The sequence below is a fragment of the Thermosyntropha tengcongensis genome (assembly GCF_055381335.1).
Map to the genome: position 1 here is coordinate 1,665,518 of NZ_AP042437.1, position 15,915 is coordinate 1,681,432.

Below are 15,915 nucleotides of genomic sequence, written 5' to 3' on the forward strand. Positions count from 1 at the left end.
CAGCATTCCCCCATTGCTATTTTTATATTAAAATACCATATTTTTTCATTTTTCGGTATACCGTATTGCGGGAAACCCCCATTTCTTTCGCTATTCTGGTTACATTCCCCCCATATTTGCTTATCAAGCCTAAAAGCATACGGTACTCTTCCCCCTCCAAATTCCTTTTATACCTCTGCCTTTCCTGTTCCACCGATAAAAAAGGCTCTAAAGTATGGTAGCTGCTAGTTCCCGCTTCCCGTAACCTGCTCCTTACCCCGGTTATCTCCTCCGGCAGATGAGCTGCAGTTATCTTATCCCCTCCAGTTATATTTAAAAGCCTTTCTACTACATTATGCAGTTCCCGTACATTACCGGGCCAGCTGTAAACAGAAAGGTAGTCTAAAACTTCTTTATCTACCTGAGGCACCTTAATCTTCATCTTTTCACTTATATCTTCCAAAAAGTGATAAAAAAGCAGTGGAATATCAGCTATCCTTTCCCTCAAAGGTGGAAGTACAATAGATATAACATTAAGCCGGTAATATAAATCCTGGCGGAAGTTGCCTTTTAAAACCTCCTGATAAAGATCCTTGTTGGTAGCACATATTATACGCACATCTACCGGGATCACCTTATCATCCCCCAGCCTGGTAATCTCCTTTTCCTGAATAGCCCTTAAAAGGGCTACCTGTTTTCCCAGAGGCATTTCCCCAATCTCATCCAGAAAAAGGGTTCCTCCCGAAGCCAGTTCAAACTTTCCCGGTCTTCCTCCTTTTTTAGCTCCGGTAAAAGCTCCATCTGCATAACCAAAAAGTTCGCTTCCCAGAAGTTCACGGGGAATAGCACCGCAGTTTACCGCCACAAAAGGTTCATTACAGCGAGCGCTGCCGTTATGTATGGCCTGGGCAAAAAGTTCCTTTCCCGTTCCGCTTTCTCCCTGCAAAAGGACACTGCTACTGGTAGCTGCCGCCATCCTCGCCATTTTAACCGCTTCCACAAACCGGGGATCTTTTCCTATAATGTCTGAAAAACAAAAAGTGGCATGGGCTCCGCTGAACCTGTTTACCAGCCTTCTTATTCTTTTTACCGGATTTATTATAATAAGTGTACCGGTTATCTCTCCTTTTTCATCCCGTACTACAATCCCTGAAGCAATACAGTTTACATCCTCCTCGCCGTTTTTAACTGTAATTTCAACATCACTGTATTCCTGAGGTTCCCCTTTTTCCCAGCTGCCTCTTATATCCCGCGGGAAAGCTATTATATCTCCTATAAAACTACCTTTAAGCATACGGCTGCCCTTTTGCAAAATCTTTTCCGCTGCTGGATTAACATGCCCAATGGTACCGTCTCTTTCCACAAAAATTACTCCATCTGACATATTTAAAAAAACATCCTGCATCTGCTTATTAACCGTTTTAAGTTCCCGGTTCTTTTTCTCTATTTTCAGGTTGGACATAATAGCTTCTGCTGTTGCCACCACCATACCCAGGGTATGTATATGACTCAGGTCACAGGGTCCGGAAATATCCAAAACCCCAATAATTTCATTGTTTTCTCCCCTGATAGGAGCTCCTGAACAAGTCCAGCTGTGCAGAAAAGAACAGTAGTGCTCCTCTCCAGAAACCTGCAAAGGCCGGCCAAGTTTTATAACTGTCCCTATAGCGTTAGTACCAGCAAACTCTTCTGCCCAGCAGGTACCTGGAACCAGAAGTTCTTCAATCCTGGATATAACTTCTTCATCCCCCATAGATTCAAGCACATGAGCATTTTCATCGGTCAAAACCACGATAAACCCCGAACCTGCCACAAACTGATAAAGTTTTTGCATTAATGGAAGAGCCAGCTTTAAAAGCGCTGATTTTTTCTCCTTTATTTTCTCTATTTCCTCTCTGCTAATAACCGGAAGCTTATATTCGCCAACCGGATTAACCTTATTTTTATAACATCTAAGCCAGGATTCCCCAATTTCCTTCCGTACTTCAAAACCATCCAGCTTACCTGTAGCCACAAAACCCTGCCAGGCCCTTTTTACTTCTTTCATCTTCTCCCTCCTTTTAAATCCTGCCCGCAAGCAGAATTTAAAAAGCAAGTCCTAATAAAAATAATAACACAAAAAGCCAGCCTCATTTTACAGGGCTGGCCTGAAGTACATAAATTTTAAAAACTCAGGTGCTTCAGCTTAACAGCCATTTCTTTTCTTCGGCAGGTATCACAAAGATTTAAACCGCTATAATCTGCTCTATCTTTAAGCACGGCTATCTGCTCTTCTGTTGCATATGGCCTGCCACAGGAGGCACATTTAACCAGATTAAAAGTTTTATTCCATATAATCCTTACGCCGTCTTCTTCTTTCATTTCAATCGCACCTGTCGGGCATACTTCATAACAGGCTGCACAGCCTATACATTCTTCAGCTGCCTGGTCATAAGGAGTGCTTATCTTCTTGTCAATTCCCCGCCAAACTGCAGCCAGAACTGAGCTTCCCACCTTCTGGCAGGCATTGACACAAAGGCGGCAAAGTATACATTTTTCATTATCTAAACCCGGCAGCATAAAAGGCTCTACCCCGTACTGCTCTGCCAGGTCCTTCATATAAGTGCTGCCTTGAGCCCGCCCGGCCAGCAATCTGACTATGGTCTTTCTCACTTTGTCTATCTTTTCGGAAGAAGTAATAACTTTTAAACCTTCCTGTACCGGATAAGTACAGGAAGCAACCAGCCTTCTTTCTCCCTTTTCATTTTCCAGCTCCACCATACACATGCGGCATACCCCTTGCCCCTTAAAGGCCGGATGATAGCATAAAGAAGGTATAAATATGTTTTCCCTCCGGCACACCTCCAAAATAGTTTCTCCGGGATAAGCTGCAACTTCCCGACCATCAATTATAAGCTTCAAATCAGAACGCCTCCCCTACTTTACCTTGATAGCTCTAAACCGGCAATTGCGATAACATTCACCACAGTGTATACATTTATCCTGCAAAATAGCATGCGCTTGTTTGGCTTCCCCTATAATGGCATCTACCGGACAGTTTTTCTTACAAAGAGTACATCCATTACACAATTTATCATCAATTTCAAAGACAGTAAGCTCAGGGCACACCCCCGCGGGACACCGTTTATCAACAATATGGGCAATATATTCATCCCGGAAATATTTAAGGGTGGATAAAACCGGATTAGGTGCTGTGCGTCCCAGGGCACAAAGCGAAGCTTCCTGCATAACTTCAGCAATGTCTTCCAAAAGTTTCAAGTCCTTTATTACCCCTTCGCCCTTAACTATACGATTAAGTATAGTAAGAAGTGCCTTTAAACCTTCCCGGCAGGGCGCACATTTTCCGCATGATTCCCCGGCCAGAAAATTAGTATAATAGCGGGCAACTTCTACCATACAGGTAGTGTCATCCATGACGATAATGCCGCCTGAACCCATCATGGAACCTTCCCGGGTAAGGGTATCAAAATCTACTTCTAAATCTAACAGGTGAGCAGGAATACATCCTCCGGAAGGGCCTCCTGTCTGGACAGCCTTAAACTGCCGTCCGTTTGGCACCCCTCCCCCGATTTCATAAATTATTTCCCTCAAGGTTATACCCATAGGCACTTCTACCAATCCGGTATTTACCACTTTGCCAACCAGAGAAAAAACTTTCGTTCCCGGACTTCCCTTGGTGCCTATAGAAGCAAATTTTTCTCCTCCTTCAAGGACAATTACCGGTATATTAGCCCAGGTTTCTACATTATTTATAACTGTAGGCTGTCCCCACAAGCCTTTTTCGGTAGGAAAAACATATTTGTCATGCGGTTCTCCGGGATAACCTTCAATGGACTTAATAAGGGCCGTTTCCTCACCACAGACAAAAGCCCCGCCACCTCTCACCAGTTCTATATCAAACGAAAGCGAGCTTCCTAAAATATTCCTTCCCAAAAAGCCCCGCTTGCGCGCATCCATAATAGCCTGTCCCAGATATTTGACAGCCAGGTCATATTCATCACGTACATAAATAAAACCTTTTTCCGCCTGTAAAACATAGGCACATATGAGCATCCCTTCAATGATAGTATGGGGATCTCCTTCCATTATGCTGCGGTCCATAAAAGCGCCAGGATCTCCTTCATCCCCATTGCATATTATATATTTGGGAAAGCGAGGGGTATCTTTACAGGCCTTCCACTTGCGCCCGGTAGGAAAACCTCCTCCTCCCCTGCCTCTTAAACCGGATTTGATAACCTCAGACAGCACTTCATCAGGCGTCATATTCCGCAAGGCTTTTTCTAACGCTTTATAGCCCCCACGTTCTATGTAGTCATCTATGGAACCAGGATCAATTTCCCCGATATTGCGCAAAGCTATCTTTTTCTGCTTGCGATAAAAATCCGTCTGATGCAAAGACTGCAAAAATTCTTTGCTTACTGGATCCCGATATAAAAGCCGCTTTATTTTTTCACCTTTCAGCAGGGTTTTTTCCACTATCTCGTCTACATCTTTCGCTTTCACCTGACAGTAGGTGATGTCTTCAGGCATAATTTTTACCAGAGGCCCTTTTTCACACCATCCATTACATCCAGTAGCTTTCAACACCGGTATTACCTCAAAATTTTCGTTTCCTTTAAGTTTTTCCTCAAAGCGGCTAAGAACTTCCCGGGCTCCATTTGCTGTACAGCCTGTTCCGCAGCATACCATTATCTTTACAGTTTTTTCGCTTTTAGCAAGATTTTCCTTCATCGGTACAGCCTCCATATTCCTTGATAATTCTTTCTATATCGGCCGGGGTAACTTTGCCATAGACTTTTTCATTTATTACCATTACCGGCGCCAAAGCACAGGCCCCAAGACAATTTACTGTTTCCAGAGAAAAATCTCCGTTAGGGGTGGTTTCGCCCGGCCTTATTTTCAGATACTTATAAATCTGCTCCACCAGCGTCTCTGAGCCTTTTATATGACAGGCCGTTCCGTCACAAACCCTTATTACATAACGTCCTTTAGGCTTAAGGCTAAAAGCTTTATAAAAAGAAGCCATAGCATATACACGGCTGAAGGGAACCCCTGTATAAACCGCCAGCATCTTCAGCCCTTCCCTGGGAAGATAATTAAACCTTTTCTGCATATCCTGCATAACAGCCAGAATATACCGGGGTTCGGGAGGATAATTTCTTAATATCTCTTCACAGGATTTTTTTACAGCTGCTTCATCTAAAACCCCTTGCATGAAAATTCCTCCTTAACAGAAAAAATAGAGAATGCATAACAAAGAAGCCTTTCCAGAAGAGATAATCCCTTCAAACAGGAAAGGCTTCTTTTATTAAGAGCGCTAAGAATCTGCCTTAAGCTAAGCCCAGCTCTTTAAGTTTTTCTTCGGTAGGTACACCGTTTTCATCCCAGCCGCGCACCTTATAGTAAACGGGAAGCATTACATCAAGCTTGACAACATTTCCAGCATGAGGTCCACCTTTCATAGGCTCCTTAAGCAATCTTTCCGGGAGGGTATCATCTTTCTTGCTGAAGCCTGCCTTAAGGTTAAAGAGTCGCTCCAGATTCCAGATACGTTCACCTGCTCTTAAATATTCCTCATCGCTTATATTAAGCCCGGTAGCAGTCCTGAGCTGTTCAGCTATTTCAGGGAGCCCAATGCCAAAAGTTACAAAAAGGCAAATCCCTGCGGAATCAACCAGAGCAGTTAAATCCTGGAATAACTTGAGCAGTTCTGGCTTGCCTTCCGTAGCATCCGGGTCCACCTTTTCCGGGACTCCTAAAACTTCCGGAGAAGTCATGTAACCTCTTACATGGCATCCTCCCCGGTTAGAGGTAGCATATTCTAGCCCAATACCCTGCTGCCCCCGCGGATCATAGGCAGGAAGCTCCTGCTTCTTAACGGTCATGGAAAATTCCGGATGCCCATATTTTTCAGCCAGACGATAAGAGCCTTCTGCCAGTTCATCACCAAAGCCTTCCCGGTAAGCTGTCTTTCTTACCATTTCTACCAGCATAGCTCCATCACCCCAGTTCAAATCTGCCTTATCCCGGGGGATAATACCTTTTTGTACCATTTCTACCGCACAGGCCAGAGTCCCACCCATAGTTATGGGATCAAGCCCCAGCTCATTGCATAGGAAATTAGCTTTACTTATAGCCTCAAAATCATCAATACCCAGGTTAGAACCAAAAGCCCAAGTAGCTTCATACTCCGGACCTTCCCCGAAGCTCTTAAAAGGTCCTTCCTTGATGCGGGTTACACGTCCACAAGCTATGGAACAGCCAAAACACCCTTTGTTTCTTACCAGGTATTTTTCCGCCTGATATTCTCCTGAGATTTTTTCTGCATTGGGGAATACCGCAGCTTCGCTGAAATTCTTGACAGGAAGCCCGCCATGCTCATTCAGTATATTTATAAGAACATTGGTACCGTAAGCAGCCAATCCCGCACCAGTTACCGGATGTTCCTTCAGTTTTCTCCTTGCATCCAGAGCTGCCTCTTTAAAACCTGCCCGGTCGGCTACTTTAATACCGCCCGTTCCTCTTACCGCAATTGCCTTAAGCTGCTTAAAGCCCAGCACAGCGCCTACTCCGGAGCGGCCAGCTGCCCGGTTATATTCATTCATTATGCAGGCAAACTTGACCAGGTTTTCACCTGCTGGCCCTATGCAGGCCACTTTGGCTTCTTCATCTGTTTCTGCCTTTATGGTATCAACAGTTGTTACTACATCAGCCCCCCAGAGATGTGATGCACTTCTCAATTCTACATGTTCATCATTTATCCACAGATATACAGGTTCTTTAGCCTTTCCTTCGATGATTATGCCATCATACCCGGCATATTTTAACTCCGGCCCAAAGCTTCCTCCTGAGTTGGAAGCAGCAATGGTGCCATTTAAAACCCCCTTGGTAACTACATTATAGCGGCTGCCGGAGCTGGCCAGCGTACCAGTTAAGGGGCCTGTCATAAAGATTACCTTATTTTCTTCACTTAAAGGTTCCACTTTCGGGTCTACTTCATCACAGAAAATTTTGGTCCCCAATCCGCGTGCCCCTATATAGTTGTGCAGCAGCTCAGGATTAAGGTTTTCCTTAGTGATGGTGCCTGCGGTAAGATTAACCCGTAAAACTCTCCCCATCCATCCATACATCTTTACCTTACCTCCTCTAAAACTTCTTTAATCTTGGCTGCTGCTGCCCGTTTCTTACTGTTTACTGCCGGGCTTAAAACTGTAAAACTCAATGCTTCTCCCTTGCACATCTTCACACAGGCCGGTTCTCCTCCACACAAATCACATTTGATAATCTGATTGGCCCTGTCATCATAGAAAGTTGCGCCGAACGGACAGGCTATCATGCACATCTTGCAGCGGATACATACCTCATGGTTTACCTCTCTGGCTCCTGTAGACTCATTGTGCACTATAGCCCCTACCGGGCATACCATCATACAGGGAGCCGGATTGCACTGCTGGCATACTGCTGGATAAAAAAAGCCTTCTTTCTCAAAGCTCACTACACTTATCCGGGAGCGCAAAGGATTAAACTCTCCCACATGCAGGAAAGAACAGGTTAGTTCACAGGTACGACAGCCAGTACACTTTTCTGGTTGCACATAAAGACTCTTTCCCATACCTCTCCTGGCTTACCTTGAAGCAAGCCAGTTTACTCCCTCCCTTGCTCTTTTTTTGTAAACCTTCTTTAAAAAGCTAATTCCCGTACCTATCTTTCAAAATATGATTTAATGCAAATTTTATGCCAGCAAAAAAGGCACCTGAGGTGCCTTAAATCCAGTAACTGTCGTCCATGTTCTGCAACATATATGTCACATTATTGTCACTATATTGACACCAATGTTACATATATATAACACAAATTTACCATTCCAGAATCTCGGTTTCCATATCCAGAAGATCAATCAGCAAGAGCCTATTCCTTAAAAGCTCTCCCCGTCCCAGTATAATCTTTACCGCTTCTGCTGCCTGAAGTGCGGCTATCAGGGGAGGCACAAATGGCAAAACCCCCTCTTTTTCTTCTATCCCTTTTTTGCTTATGTTCAACTGGCAAACCTTATCAAGGGTATTTTCGCCCGGAAACTGCGTTCCCACCTGTCCGTACCATCCACCTACCATACCGTAAACCAGGGGAATCCCTTTTTTAGAACACCAGCTCGCAAGTTCCAGCCGATCCCCCAGATTATCCAGAGCATCAATCACTACTGTATAGTCTCCTTTCTCTTTATCCAGAAATTCCTGAAACCTGCCTTTAAACCCGTAAAACTGCACGTCAGGATTAATATCCTTTATCGCTTCTTGGACAACTTCGACTTTGCTCCTTCCCAGAGAAGATATCCCGGAAAAAAGCTGCCGGTTAAGGTTATGTTCTGCAAAACAATCCGGGTCAAAAGCCGTAATCCTTTTTACCCCCATCCTGGCCAGGTAAGAAATTACATAGCCGCCCAGCCCTCCACAGCCTGCTACCGCTACATGAGACTTGAATATTTTTTTCTGTTCTTCAGGGGCTATCGCTTCCATATTGCGCATATACCGTAAAGGTATCTCCCTTATATCCAATTCTAACCGCCTCCTACCAGAGGGAAAATAGACAGGACATCCCCATCTTTAAGTTCAGCATCCATAGCAGCATCTTTTCCGTTTATAAAAACTATCCCCAGCTCTTTTAAAGGGATTCTAAGTTCTTCAATTACATCCTGCACCTTAATGCCCTCCGGATAGTCAAACACTTCTTCCTTGAAACGCCCTTTGCGGAAAGTGGCAAAAAGTTTTACTTTCACCCTCATATTTTCACCTCCCTGCCCTGTAATAGCCATCCCAAAAACCTCTTAACTAAAAGTCTAGCACTGCTTCATCAATAACAAAAGCCTGTTTGCAGCTAAAAGCTTGTCCTTAACTTTTTTAATCCTAAACTTTATTCCCTGTGTTAAAATTTTCTTGAGGTGATAAAAACATGCATTTTCATGAAAAATTAAACCTCCTGCTTTCCGCATTTAATATATCCAACAGCCGCCTGGCCCGTTCGCTGGCCATTGACCCTTCTCTGGTCAGCCGCTGGCGAAAAGGCACCAGATTTCCTGCCCAAAAAAGCAGTTATATAGAAAAAATAGCCGAGATAGTGGCCAAACAGATTAAAAACGACTCACAAAAAAACAAGCTTTTAGAAATAACCGGCCTGCAGCCTTCTTTTCTGGACGGCGAAAAAGATATAGCCTCTTTTATACATAAATGGCTGCTGGATGATCGGCTTCCCGATCCGGTACTGGTAGAAAAGTTTTTACAAAAAGTAGAATCATTTTCCGCAGATAACTTTTCGCTATTCCCTTTACCTGAAAATACCGGCGGAACATGGGGAGAAATCTCAGCTGGCAAAACAGAATTCCTTTACGGAATAGAAGGGCAAAAAGAGGGGGCATTAAAATTTCTGGAAGCTGCAAGCCTTTGTACTGAACCTGGCACCCTGTGGCTTTACAGTGATGAAAAAATAGACTGGTTTAGAAGCGATCCCGAGTTTTTCAAAGTCTTTTTTTACAAATCCTATCAGATTATAAAAAAAAGCTGCCGCGTAAAAATGGTGCACAACATAAGCCGGGATATGCAGGAAATGTTTGCCGGCATAGAATTATGGCTTCCCTTATATATGACCGGCAATGTGGAACCTTATTACTGTCCGCTTTACCGGCCTTACCATTTTTATCGCACTATTTTTGTGGCAGAAAAAACAGCCGTTTTAACCTCTACCACCCTGGAAGGCTTTGAAAATCAAGCTCTGCGCATTTTTTCCACCGACCCCAGGCTGGTAGAATGTATGCAAAAAGAATTTGAAAAATTCCTGGCTATGTGCCGCCCTCTGATGCAGGTATTGTCTATCGGCAAAGAAAAAAACATAATAAAACTGCAGGTTAGATTTACCCAGGCTAAAGCCGACAGTACAACCCTTGACACCATACCCGGCAGATTCCTTATTTCTGCCAGCCTTTTAGATAAAATCCTTGCTGCTTCCAGTTTGGATAGGGATGAAAAAAATCAGGTTCTAAAACAGCATCAAAAAATCCACCATAATTTTATGGATAATTTAATGTATAACAACCATACTGACATCATAAGCATGCTCTTTCTGGAAAAAAGGCAGCATCCGGAAGAAATAACAATACCCCTGTTTACAGAAAAAGGCTTAATAGAGGCCAGGTTAAGCCCTGAAACTTACAAGCAATATCTGGAAGAAATCGTTCTGGCTATGGAAAGATTTAATAATTATGAACTGTTCACGGTATCTGATAACAGCTACACTAACTTGAATATCTCCATTAAAGACGAAACAGGAGTAATAGTAACCAAAAAAGATTATCCCTTTCTCGTTTTTGCTATCAACCATCCTTATATGACAGACGCATTTTATACCTATGCAGAAGAACTAAAAAATATAAAAAACTCTTATCATCAGCAAAAAAAGGCAATGATACAAAAGCTTAAAGCCATAAAGGAAAACCTGTAGCGATTTTGTTACAAATCGCTCAACCTGGCAGCTGGCCCCTTGGTCAGTATGCACTCAATAAGTTCTGCTTCCCCGCACATACCCAGTATGTGCTGTTCTCTATCCACTATTACTACCAGGGTATATTCTTCCGGCTTTAAGGTAACCAGGATTTTTTTTATTTCTGTATCAGGATAGCTTACCAGCTGGCGGCTTTTCATAAACCCTTTCGCGGCCAGCTCTTTTTTCTTGTTAACCAGAAAGCGCATAAAAGCATAATTCAAAAGCCATTTTTCCCTGCTGGCCCCTAAAAACAAAAAGATCCCAATAAATACATAATTTATGCCTTTTAGATCAAAAAAAACCAGTTTGTATCCTCCATAACCTGCCAGCAAAAAAGCAAAAAATCCTCCTAAAAAGACAGCAACATCAGTTGCTTTCCTGTAACCTGTGAAGCGTGACAAAAAAGCTCTTAAAATACGGCCTCCATCTAAAGGCAAGGCCGGCAGTATGTTAAAAGCAGCCAGCAATAGATTAACTTTTATAAAATAATTAAGGCTTTTATCGGCAAGAAAATAAAAAACCGCTGCAGTAAACAAACTGGCTGCTGGCCCGGCTAAAGAAACATATATCTCCTTATCCGGCTTAAGGCCAGTAAAGTCTTCTATTTTTGCCTGCCCCCCAAAAGGGAAAAATTCCACTTCCAGTATCTTAACCTGCATAGCTTTAGCCACAAAAATATGCCCCAGTTCATGTACCAATACAGCAGCCCCTATCATCATTATTTCCTGTTCCAGGCCTATCAGTACATAAACAAGACATAATATCATTACCAAAAGATTGACTTTTAAGCCTATTTCCCCAAATCGCCCTATTCTCATCTACTCGCTGATACTTCCCGGATTTATCGGACCATCCTCATCTCTCAGCTCTAAATATAAAAAATCAGTGCTTTTACCCAGAATATCGTTTTTGTCCACTCTATCCCCTTTTCCCACCAAAATCTCTTTCATGCCTCCATAGATGGAAAAAAAGCCGTCTTCGTGTTTTACTATCAAATATCTTCCTTCATCGTTTTCTCCTATCTCACTTACTACCCCTTTGGCTACCGGCTTTATAGGTGAATTATTTTTTACTTTAAATTTTATGCCTGTGGAAAACTCCTGCCTTTTTCTGCTTTCATTCCAGTACCATCCATAAGGTTTTTCTACATATAAAAAATCACAAGGTTTCTGCCAGCTGATGCTTTCAGAAGAGGCAGGCAAAACCTCATCCTTTTCCCGGTCCGCTTTTAATAAAGAAATAATTTTATCCTCTATACCATAATCTTTCATTATGTATCTTAATACAGGTTCTACCACTTCATGACTCCCTTTTTCCGACTGCAAAGACAAACTGGTGAGTATAGCAAGCAACAGGGCTAACAGCATCCTTAGCCTGAAACTTCCTAACACAGCTCCCCCTCCTTTTATAGGACATACTTTTTTACATAAATATAAAAATACAGCTTTTTTTATTACTTCTATTTTTTATCCTGAACGCAAAAAATATTTTGATTTAAATATTTTGCTATTGTAATATATAATTAATATATACTTTTTATAGGGGAGGACTATTTATGAAAATAACTATGAAAACCAGGATAACTGAGTTATTCGGCATCGAATATCCCATTATATGTGGAGGAATGCTGTGGCTTGCTACACCAGAACTATGTGCTGCTATCTCCAATGCGGGAGGATTGGGAAACATAACCGCCTGCAATTACAACACCGGAGAAGAACTCAGGGAGGCTATCCAAAAAGCACGCGAACTTACCAGCAAACCCATAGGGGTAAACATCACCCTGCTTCCCTCCATGCGCTTTACAGAAGAAATATTTGACGATTTCTTCAAAGTTTGTGCGGAAGAAAAAGTAGAAGTTATCGAAGTGTCAGGAAAACCTGCTGTAAAATACCTGGATATGCTGCATAAAGCTGGAGTAAAAGTCATGCATAAAGTTGGTGCAGTACGCCATGCCAAAAACATAGAAAGATACGGCTATGATGCAGTAATCGCAGCAGGCATTGAAGAAGGCGGCCATCCCCTCAATGATGATGTCACTACCATGGTACTGCTCCCCCGTATAGTGGAAAGTGTCAATATTCCGGTAATAGCAACCGGTGGTATTGCTACCGGCAAACAAATGGCAGCGGCCCTGGCTTTAGGCGCGGAAGGAGTACTTATGGCCACCCGCTTTATTGCTACCAAAGAATGCCCGGTACATCCAAAAATCTGGGAAGAGCTTATCAAGCGCGAAGAATATGAAACTACCCTTATATGTAAAACAGTTGGCTTGCAGGGAAGAGCACTTAAAAACAAGCTTACCGAACAGGTCCTGGAAATAGAAGCTAGAGGCGGTGATCTGATGGAAATCATACCTCTCCTTTCCGGCCAGAGGGCCAAAGAAGCCTGGGCTACAGGAGAGGTCGACAATGCCGCTCTTATGGTAGGCCAATCGATAGGAATGATTAAAGAAGTGCTCACCTGTGAAGAACTCATAACCTCCATGGTAAAAGAAGCCAAAGAAACCCTGGAAAAACAGCTGGCCCGTTTTAGCTAACTAAAAAAGGACAGGGAATTAAAAAACCCTGTCCTTTACTTTATTTCATATTCCACATCGATATATTCCTCTTTTCTCTCATTCTGCGGTGATTCGGTTTTCTTTACTAACTTTCGGTAAATACCAGGAGGAACAAAGCCTACCGCCAGATCGATAATCTTCTCTGTCATCTGCAGAAGATTTTCACTTCCATCCCAGTAAGACAGCAGTACTTCCTGATCAACACTATCCATAATCCTTTTAGTGGTTAAGGCTAAAAGCAAAAGATCATCTAATTTTCCTAAAAAAGGTATAACATCAGGCAAAAAGTCAAAAGGAGATAAAACATAAGCTACCGTTGCCCCTAACAGGATTTTATCCCCTTTAGGCACTCTTTCATCTTTCATGAGCCGGTACATAAGCTTCATAAAATTAGGGATAAAAAGCAGTGCCTCTTTCAGCCAGCTTTCATCAGCACTATTTTTTTCATGTTTATCATCTGGATTAAAATCCACCATTTTACCCCCTTAAAATTTTTTTAAAAAACTATCTTTTTGCCTCTCAGGTTGACACTTAAAACTAAGCCTACCGCCACTATATTGGTAAGAATCGAGCTTCCACCATAGCTTAAAAAAGGAAGCGGAATCCCGGTTATCGGCATAATACCTATAGACATCCCTATATTTTCAAAAACATGAAAGAGCCACATAGCACTTATGCCAGCTACTATTAATGTACCATATAAATCACGTGCACTGTAGCTTATATAAATAGCTCTAAGAAGCAGGATGCCATAAAGGATGATAACGGAAACCCCACCAATAAAACCTAGCTCTTCCCCGATAACGGCATAAATAAAATCAGTATGATGCTCAGGTAAAAAGTTTAACTGCACCTGGGTCCCGTTAAAAAGCCCTTTTCCCGTTAAACCTCCTGATCCTATGGCGATCAAAGACTGGATGGTGTTCCAGCCAAATCCCCTTCCTCCCTGTCCATCATTATATGGATCAACAAAAGCCAAAAGCCTTTTTATCTGATAATCTTCCAGGGGAAGCCAGGTCCCAAATCTAAAATGCATAAAAATCATTATTAAAGCCACCACAAGGGATATTATCACCAGAGACCATATTATACGGGGATTGGCTCCTGCTATTAACAGCATTACCAGAGTAAAAGCAATATATACAAGTCCGGTACCCAGATCAGGCTGCAGCATTATAAGGCCAAAAGGTACGCCTATATAAAGCAGACAGAGCATTATTCCTTCCAGAGAATCAAGTTTGCTTCTTTTTTTATTTATAAAATCAGCAAAAGCCAGTATAACTAAAACCTTAGTAAATTCTGCCGGCTGCACAGGAGGAAGCGGCCCTATGCTTATCCATCCCGTCGTTCCCCGCACTTCTTGACCTAAAATCAATACCATAAGCAGCATGACAACTGCTAATCCATACAAAATCCAGCTGTAGCGCGAAAACTGTGTATAATCATACCTCATGATAAAAAAAGCTAATATCAAGCCTGCAATAATAGCAGCCAGCTGTTTTTTGACATAAAAATAGGGATCAGAAGACATCCCGCTGGAAGCACTGAATAAAACAACCAAACCCAGGGCCATAAGCATAGCCCAGGCAAAAACAAATGATTTATCTATAAATTTAAGCCTTTTAAGTTCCACTATATATTACCTCCCACGCCTATTATATCACAGGAGGCTAGCCTTAAAGTAAAGCTATAACCCAATAAATGTATATAAAAAATAAGAAAAGGAGGAATTTTTAACCTCCTTTTCTTATTCCTTTTTAAGCATTAACTGCCCGCTTAAACCCTCTTACCGGAATGTTGGCAACCAGAGCCACTGAATTTTCTTCATTTTCCAGGTTAACCAAAAGGGCCTCTTCATCTATATCAAGATATTCTTTTATAACCCTTATCAGGTCCTCTTTAAGCGCATTCAAAAAATCAGGAGATACTGAAGCCCTATCATGTACCAGGACTAATCTCAGCCTTTCACGCGCAATATCTTTGCTGGCCACCGTGTCTTTATTAAATATTTTACTTAAAATATCTAACAAAACCATACCCTCCCTCACCTATCTCGCTAATTTAAGCATTCTGCGGAACCTCTCCATAAAGTTACTTTCGTCGAGGGACTCAATAGGCACATTTTCTCCCACTATCCTGCGTGCGATACGCCGATAGGCTGCTCCCGCCTTGGAATTGCTATCAGTTACTGCCGGTTCTCCCTTATTAGTTGAAATAACTATAGCTTCATCTTCCGGCACCACTCCTAAAAGATCTATGGACAAAATCTCAATTATATCCCCTATATCCATCATATCTCCCCGCTTAACCATTTTACTCCGCAAACGGTTTATTATAAGACGCGGATTATTAAGTCCAGCTGCTTCCAGAAGTCCTATAATGCGGTCTGCATCCCTTACAGAAGAAACTTCAGGAGTAGCTACCACTATGGCATCATCTGCCCCGGCAATAGCATTTTTGAAACCCTGCTCTATCCCGGCCGGGCAGTCAACCAGAATAAAATCAAAGTCCCCTCTAAGCTCATTGGTAAGATTTTTCATCTGATGTGGAGTTACCGCTGTTTTATCTTTTGTCTGCGCCGCCGGCAAAAGATAAAGCCCTTCAAATCTTTTGTCTTTAATAAGAGCCTGCCTTAATTTACAGTTATTGTTCACCACATCAACAATATCAAATACTATACGGTTCTCCAGCCCCATTACCACATCAAGATTGCGCAGACCGATATCAGTATCAATAAGCACCACCTTTTTATTCATCATAGCTAAAGCAGCCCCTATATTGGCGGTGGTTGTTGTTTTGCCTACCCCACCTTTCCCGGAAGTAATAACAATAACTTTTCCCTTCAT

General features: G+C 42.4%; 16 protein-coding genes. 2 read left to right on the forward strand and 14 right to left on the reverse strand.

The genetic code is table 11. From position 1 onward, the window contains the following. Window positions 1-22: 22 nt before the first annotated feature. The 8 genes from ACZ42E_RS07975 to ACZ42E_RS08010 form a co-directional block, all read right to left on the reverse strand. Window positions 23-2,026, reverse strand: coding sequence for a sigma-54-dependent Fis family transcriptional regulator (locus tag ACZ42E_RS07975; protein ID WP_464891813.1), 2,004 nt, complete (start codon window positions 2,024-2,026; stop codon window positions 23-25). Window positions 2,027-2,142: 116 nt separating this feature from the next. Further along, complete coding sequence (locus ACZ42E_RS07980) at window positions 2,143-2,880, reverse strand: 2Fe-2S iron-sulfur cluster-binding protein (RefSeq protein WP_464891814.1); 738 nt, start codon at window positions 2,878-2,880, stop codon at window positions 2,143-2,145. Between the two features lie 15 nt (window positions 2,881-2,895). Further along, complete coding sequence (locus ACZ42E_RS07985; RefSeq protein WP_464891815.1) at window positions 2,896-4,710, reverse strand: NADH-ubiquinone oxidoreductase-F iron-sulfur binding region domain-containing protein; 1,815 nt, start codon at window positions 4,708-4,710, stop codon at window positions 2,896-2,898. Then, complete coding sequence (gene nuoE, locus ACZ42E_RS07990; RefSeq protein WP_464891816.1) at window positions 4,691-5,194, reverse strand: NADH-quinone oxidoreductase subunit NuoE; 504 nt, start codon at window positions 5,192-5,194, stop codon at window positions 4,691-4,693. The genes ACZ42E_RS07985 and nuoE overlap by 20 nt, the downstream gene beginning before the upstream one ends. A gap of 115 nt (window positions 5,195-5,309) precedes the next feature. After that, entirely contained in the window at window positions 5,310-7,109 is a 1,800-nt protein-coding gene (locus tag ACZ42E_RS07995; protein WP_464891817.1) for an aldehyde ferredoxin oxidoreductase family protein, read from the reverse strand. Window positions 7,110-7,111: 2 nt separating this feature from the next. Further along, the gene (locus ACZ42E_RS08000) at window positions 7,112-7,573 is read right to left on the reverse strand and encodes a 4Fe-4S dicluster domain-containing protein (RefSeq protein ID WP_464891818.1); all 462 of its coding nucleotides are present in this window, start codon (window positions 7,571-7,573) and stop codon (window positions 7,112-7,114) included. A 262-nt stretch (window positions 7,574-7,835) separates the two neighbouring features. Continuing rightward, complete coding sequence (locus ACZ42E_RS08005) at window positions 7,836-8,531, reverse strand: HesA/MoeB/ThiF family protein (protein ID WP_464891819.1); 696 nt, start codon at window positions 8,529-8,531, stop codon at window positions 7,836-7,838. A 2-nt stretch (window positions 8,532-8,533) separates the two neighbouring features. Then, window positions 8,534-8,758, reverse strand: a complete 225-nt coding sequence (locus ACZ42E_RS08010; protein ID WP_464891820.1) for a MoaD/ThiS family protein — start codon at window positions 8,756-8,758, stop codon at window positions 8,534-8,536. Window positions 8,759-8,925: 167 nt separating this feature from the next. Here ACZ42E_RS08010 and ACZ42E_RS08015 point away from each other — a divergent pair, with 167 nt between their 5' ends. Next, complete coding sequence (locus ACZ42E_RS08015; protein WP_464891821.1) at window positions 8,926-10,467, forward strand: hypothetical protein; 1,542 nt, start codon at window positions 8,926-8,928, stop codon at window positions 10,465-10,467. A gap of 8 nt (window positions 10,468-10,475) precedes the next feature. On the opposite strand, the gene ACZ42E_RS08020 is transcribed toward ACZ42E_RS08015, so the two are convergent. Both ACZ42E_RS08020 and ACZ42E_RS08025 read right to left on the reverse strand, forming a co-directional pair. Beyond that, a complete protein-coding gene (locus tag ACZ42E_RS08020) occupies window positions 10,476-11,327 on the reverse strand; it encodes a M50 family metallopeptidase (RefSeq protein ID WP_464891822.1) in 852 nt (283 codons plus the stop codon). Continuing rightward, complete coding sequence (locus ACZ42E_RS08025; RefSeq protein ID WP_464891823.1) at window positions 11,328-11,900, reverse strand: murein hydrolase activator EnvC family protein; 573 nt, start codon at window positions 11,898-11,900, stop codon at window positions 11,328-11,330. It abuts the gene before it with no gap. A gap of 164 nt (window positions 11,901-12,064) precedes the next feature. On the opposite strand from ACZ42E_RS08025, the gene ACZ42E_RS08030 reads away from it, so the two are divergent. Next, entirely contained in the window at window positions 12,065-13,048 is a 984-nt protein-coding gene (locus ACZ42E_RS08030) for an NAD(P)H-dependent flavin oxidoreductase (RefSeq protein WP_464891824.1), read from the forward strand. 35 nt (window positions 13,049-13,083) lie between these two features. Here the strand turns inward: ACZ42E_RS08030 and ACZ42E_RS08035 are convergent, their stop codons facing one another. The 4 genes from ACZ42E_RS08035 to minD form a co-directional block, all read right to left on the reverse strand. Next, window positions 13,084-13,545 (reverse strand): YkvA family protein, encoded by a 462-nt coding sequence (locus tag ACZ42E_RS08035; protein WP_464891825.1) that lies wholly within the window; start codon window positions 13,543-13,545, stop codon window positions 13,084-13,086. A gap of 20 nt (window positions 13,546-13,565) precedes the next feature. After that, a complete protein-coding gene (rodA, locus tag ACZ42E_RS08040) occupies window positions 13,566-14,702 on the reverse strand; it encodes a rod shape-determining protein RodA (protein ID WP_464891826.1) in 1,137 nt (378 codons plus the stop codon). Window positions 14,703-14,826: 124 nt separating this feature from the next. Then, entirely contained in the window at window positions 14,827-15,099 is a 273-nt protein-coding gene (gene minE / locus ACZ42E_RS08045) for a cell division topological specificity factor MinE (RefSeq protein ID WP_464891827.1), read from the reverse strand. An 18-nt stretch (window positions 15,100-15,117) separates the two neighbouring features. Next, window positions 15,118-15,915 (reverse strand): septum site-determining protein MinD, encoded by a 798-nt coding sequence (minD, locus tag ACZ42E_RS08050; protein WP_464891828.1) that lies wholly within the window; start codon window positions 15,913-15,915, stop codon window positions 15,118-15,120.

Bases quoted from the DNA above. Each gene is read 5' to 3' on its own strand.
- ACZ42E_RS08030 (WP_464891824.1), top strand. From the start codon at position 12,065: ATGAAAATAACTATGAAAACCAGGATAACTGAGTTATTCGGCATCGAA.
- ACZ42E_RS08015 (WP_464891821.1), top strand. From the start codon at position 8,926: ATGCATTTTCATGAAAAATTAAACCTCCTGCTTTCCGCATTTAATATA.
- ACZ42E_RS08035 (WP_464891825.1), bottom strand. From the start codon at position 13,545: ATGGTGGATTTTAATCCAGATGATAAACATGAAAAAAATAGTGCTGAT.
- ACZ42E_RS08010 (WP_464891820.1), bottom strand. From the start codon at position 8,758: ATGAGGGTGAAAGTAAAACTTTTTGCCACTTTCCGCAAAGGGCGTTTC.
- minD (WP_464891828.1), bottom strand. From the start codon at position 15,915: ATGAAGGGAAAAGTTATTGTTATTACTTCCGGGAAAGGTGGGGTAGGC.
- ACZ42E_RS08020 (WP_464891822.1), bottom strand. From the start codon at position 11,327: ATGAGAATAGGGCGATTTGGGGAAATAGGCTTAAAAGTCAATCTTTTG.
- nuoE (WP_464891816.1), bottom strand. From the start codon at position 5,194: ATGCAAGGGGTTTTAGATGAAGCAGCTGTAAAAAAATCCTGTGAAGAG.
- ACZ42E_RS07995 (WP_464891817.1), bottom strand. From the start codon at position 7,109: ATGTATGGATGGATGGGGAGAGTTTTACGGGTTAATCTTACCGCAGGC.
- ACZ42E_RS07985 (WP_464891815.1), bottom strand. From the start codon at position 4,710: ATGAAGGAAAATCTTGCTAAAAGCGAAAAAACTGTAAAGATAATGGTA.
- ACZ42E_RS07975 (WP_464891813.1), bottom strand. From the start codon at position 2,026: ATGAAAGAAGTAAAAAGGGCCTGGCAGGGTTTTGTGGCTACAGGTAAG.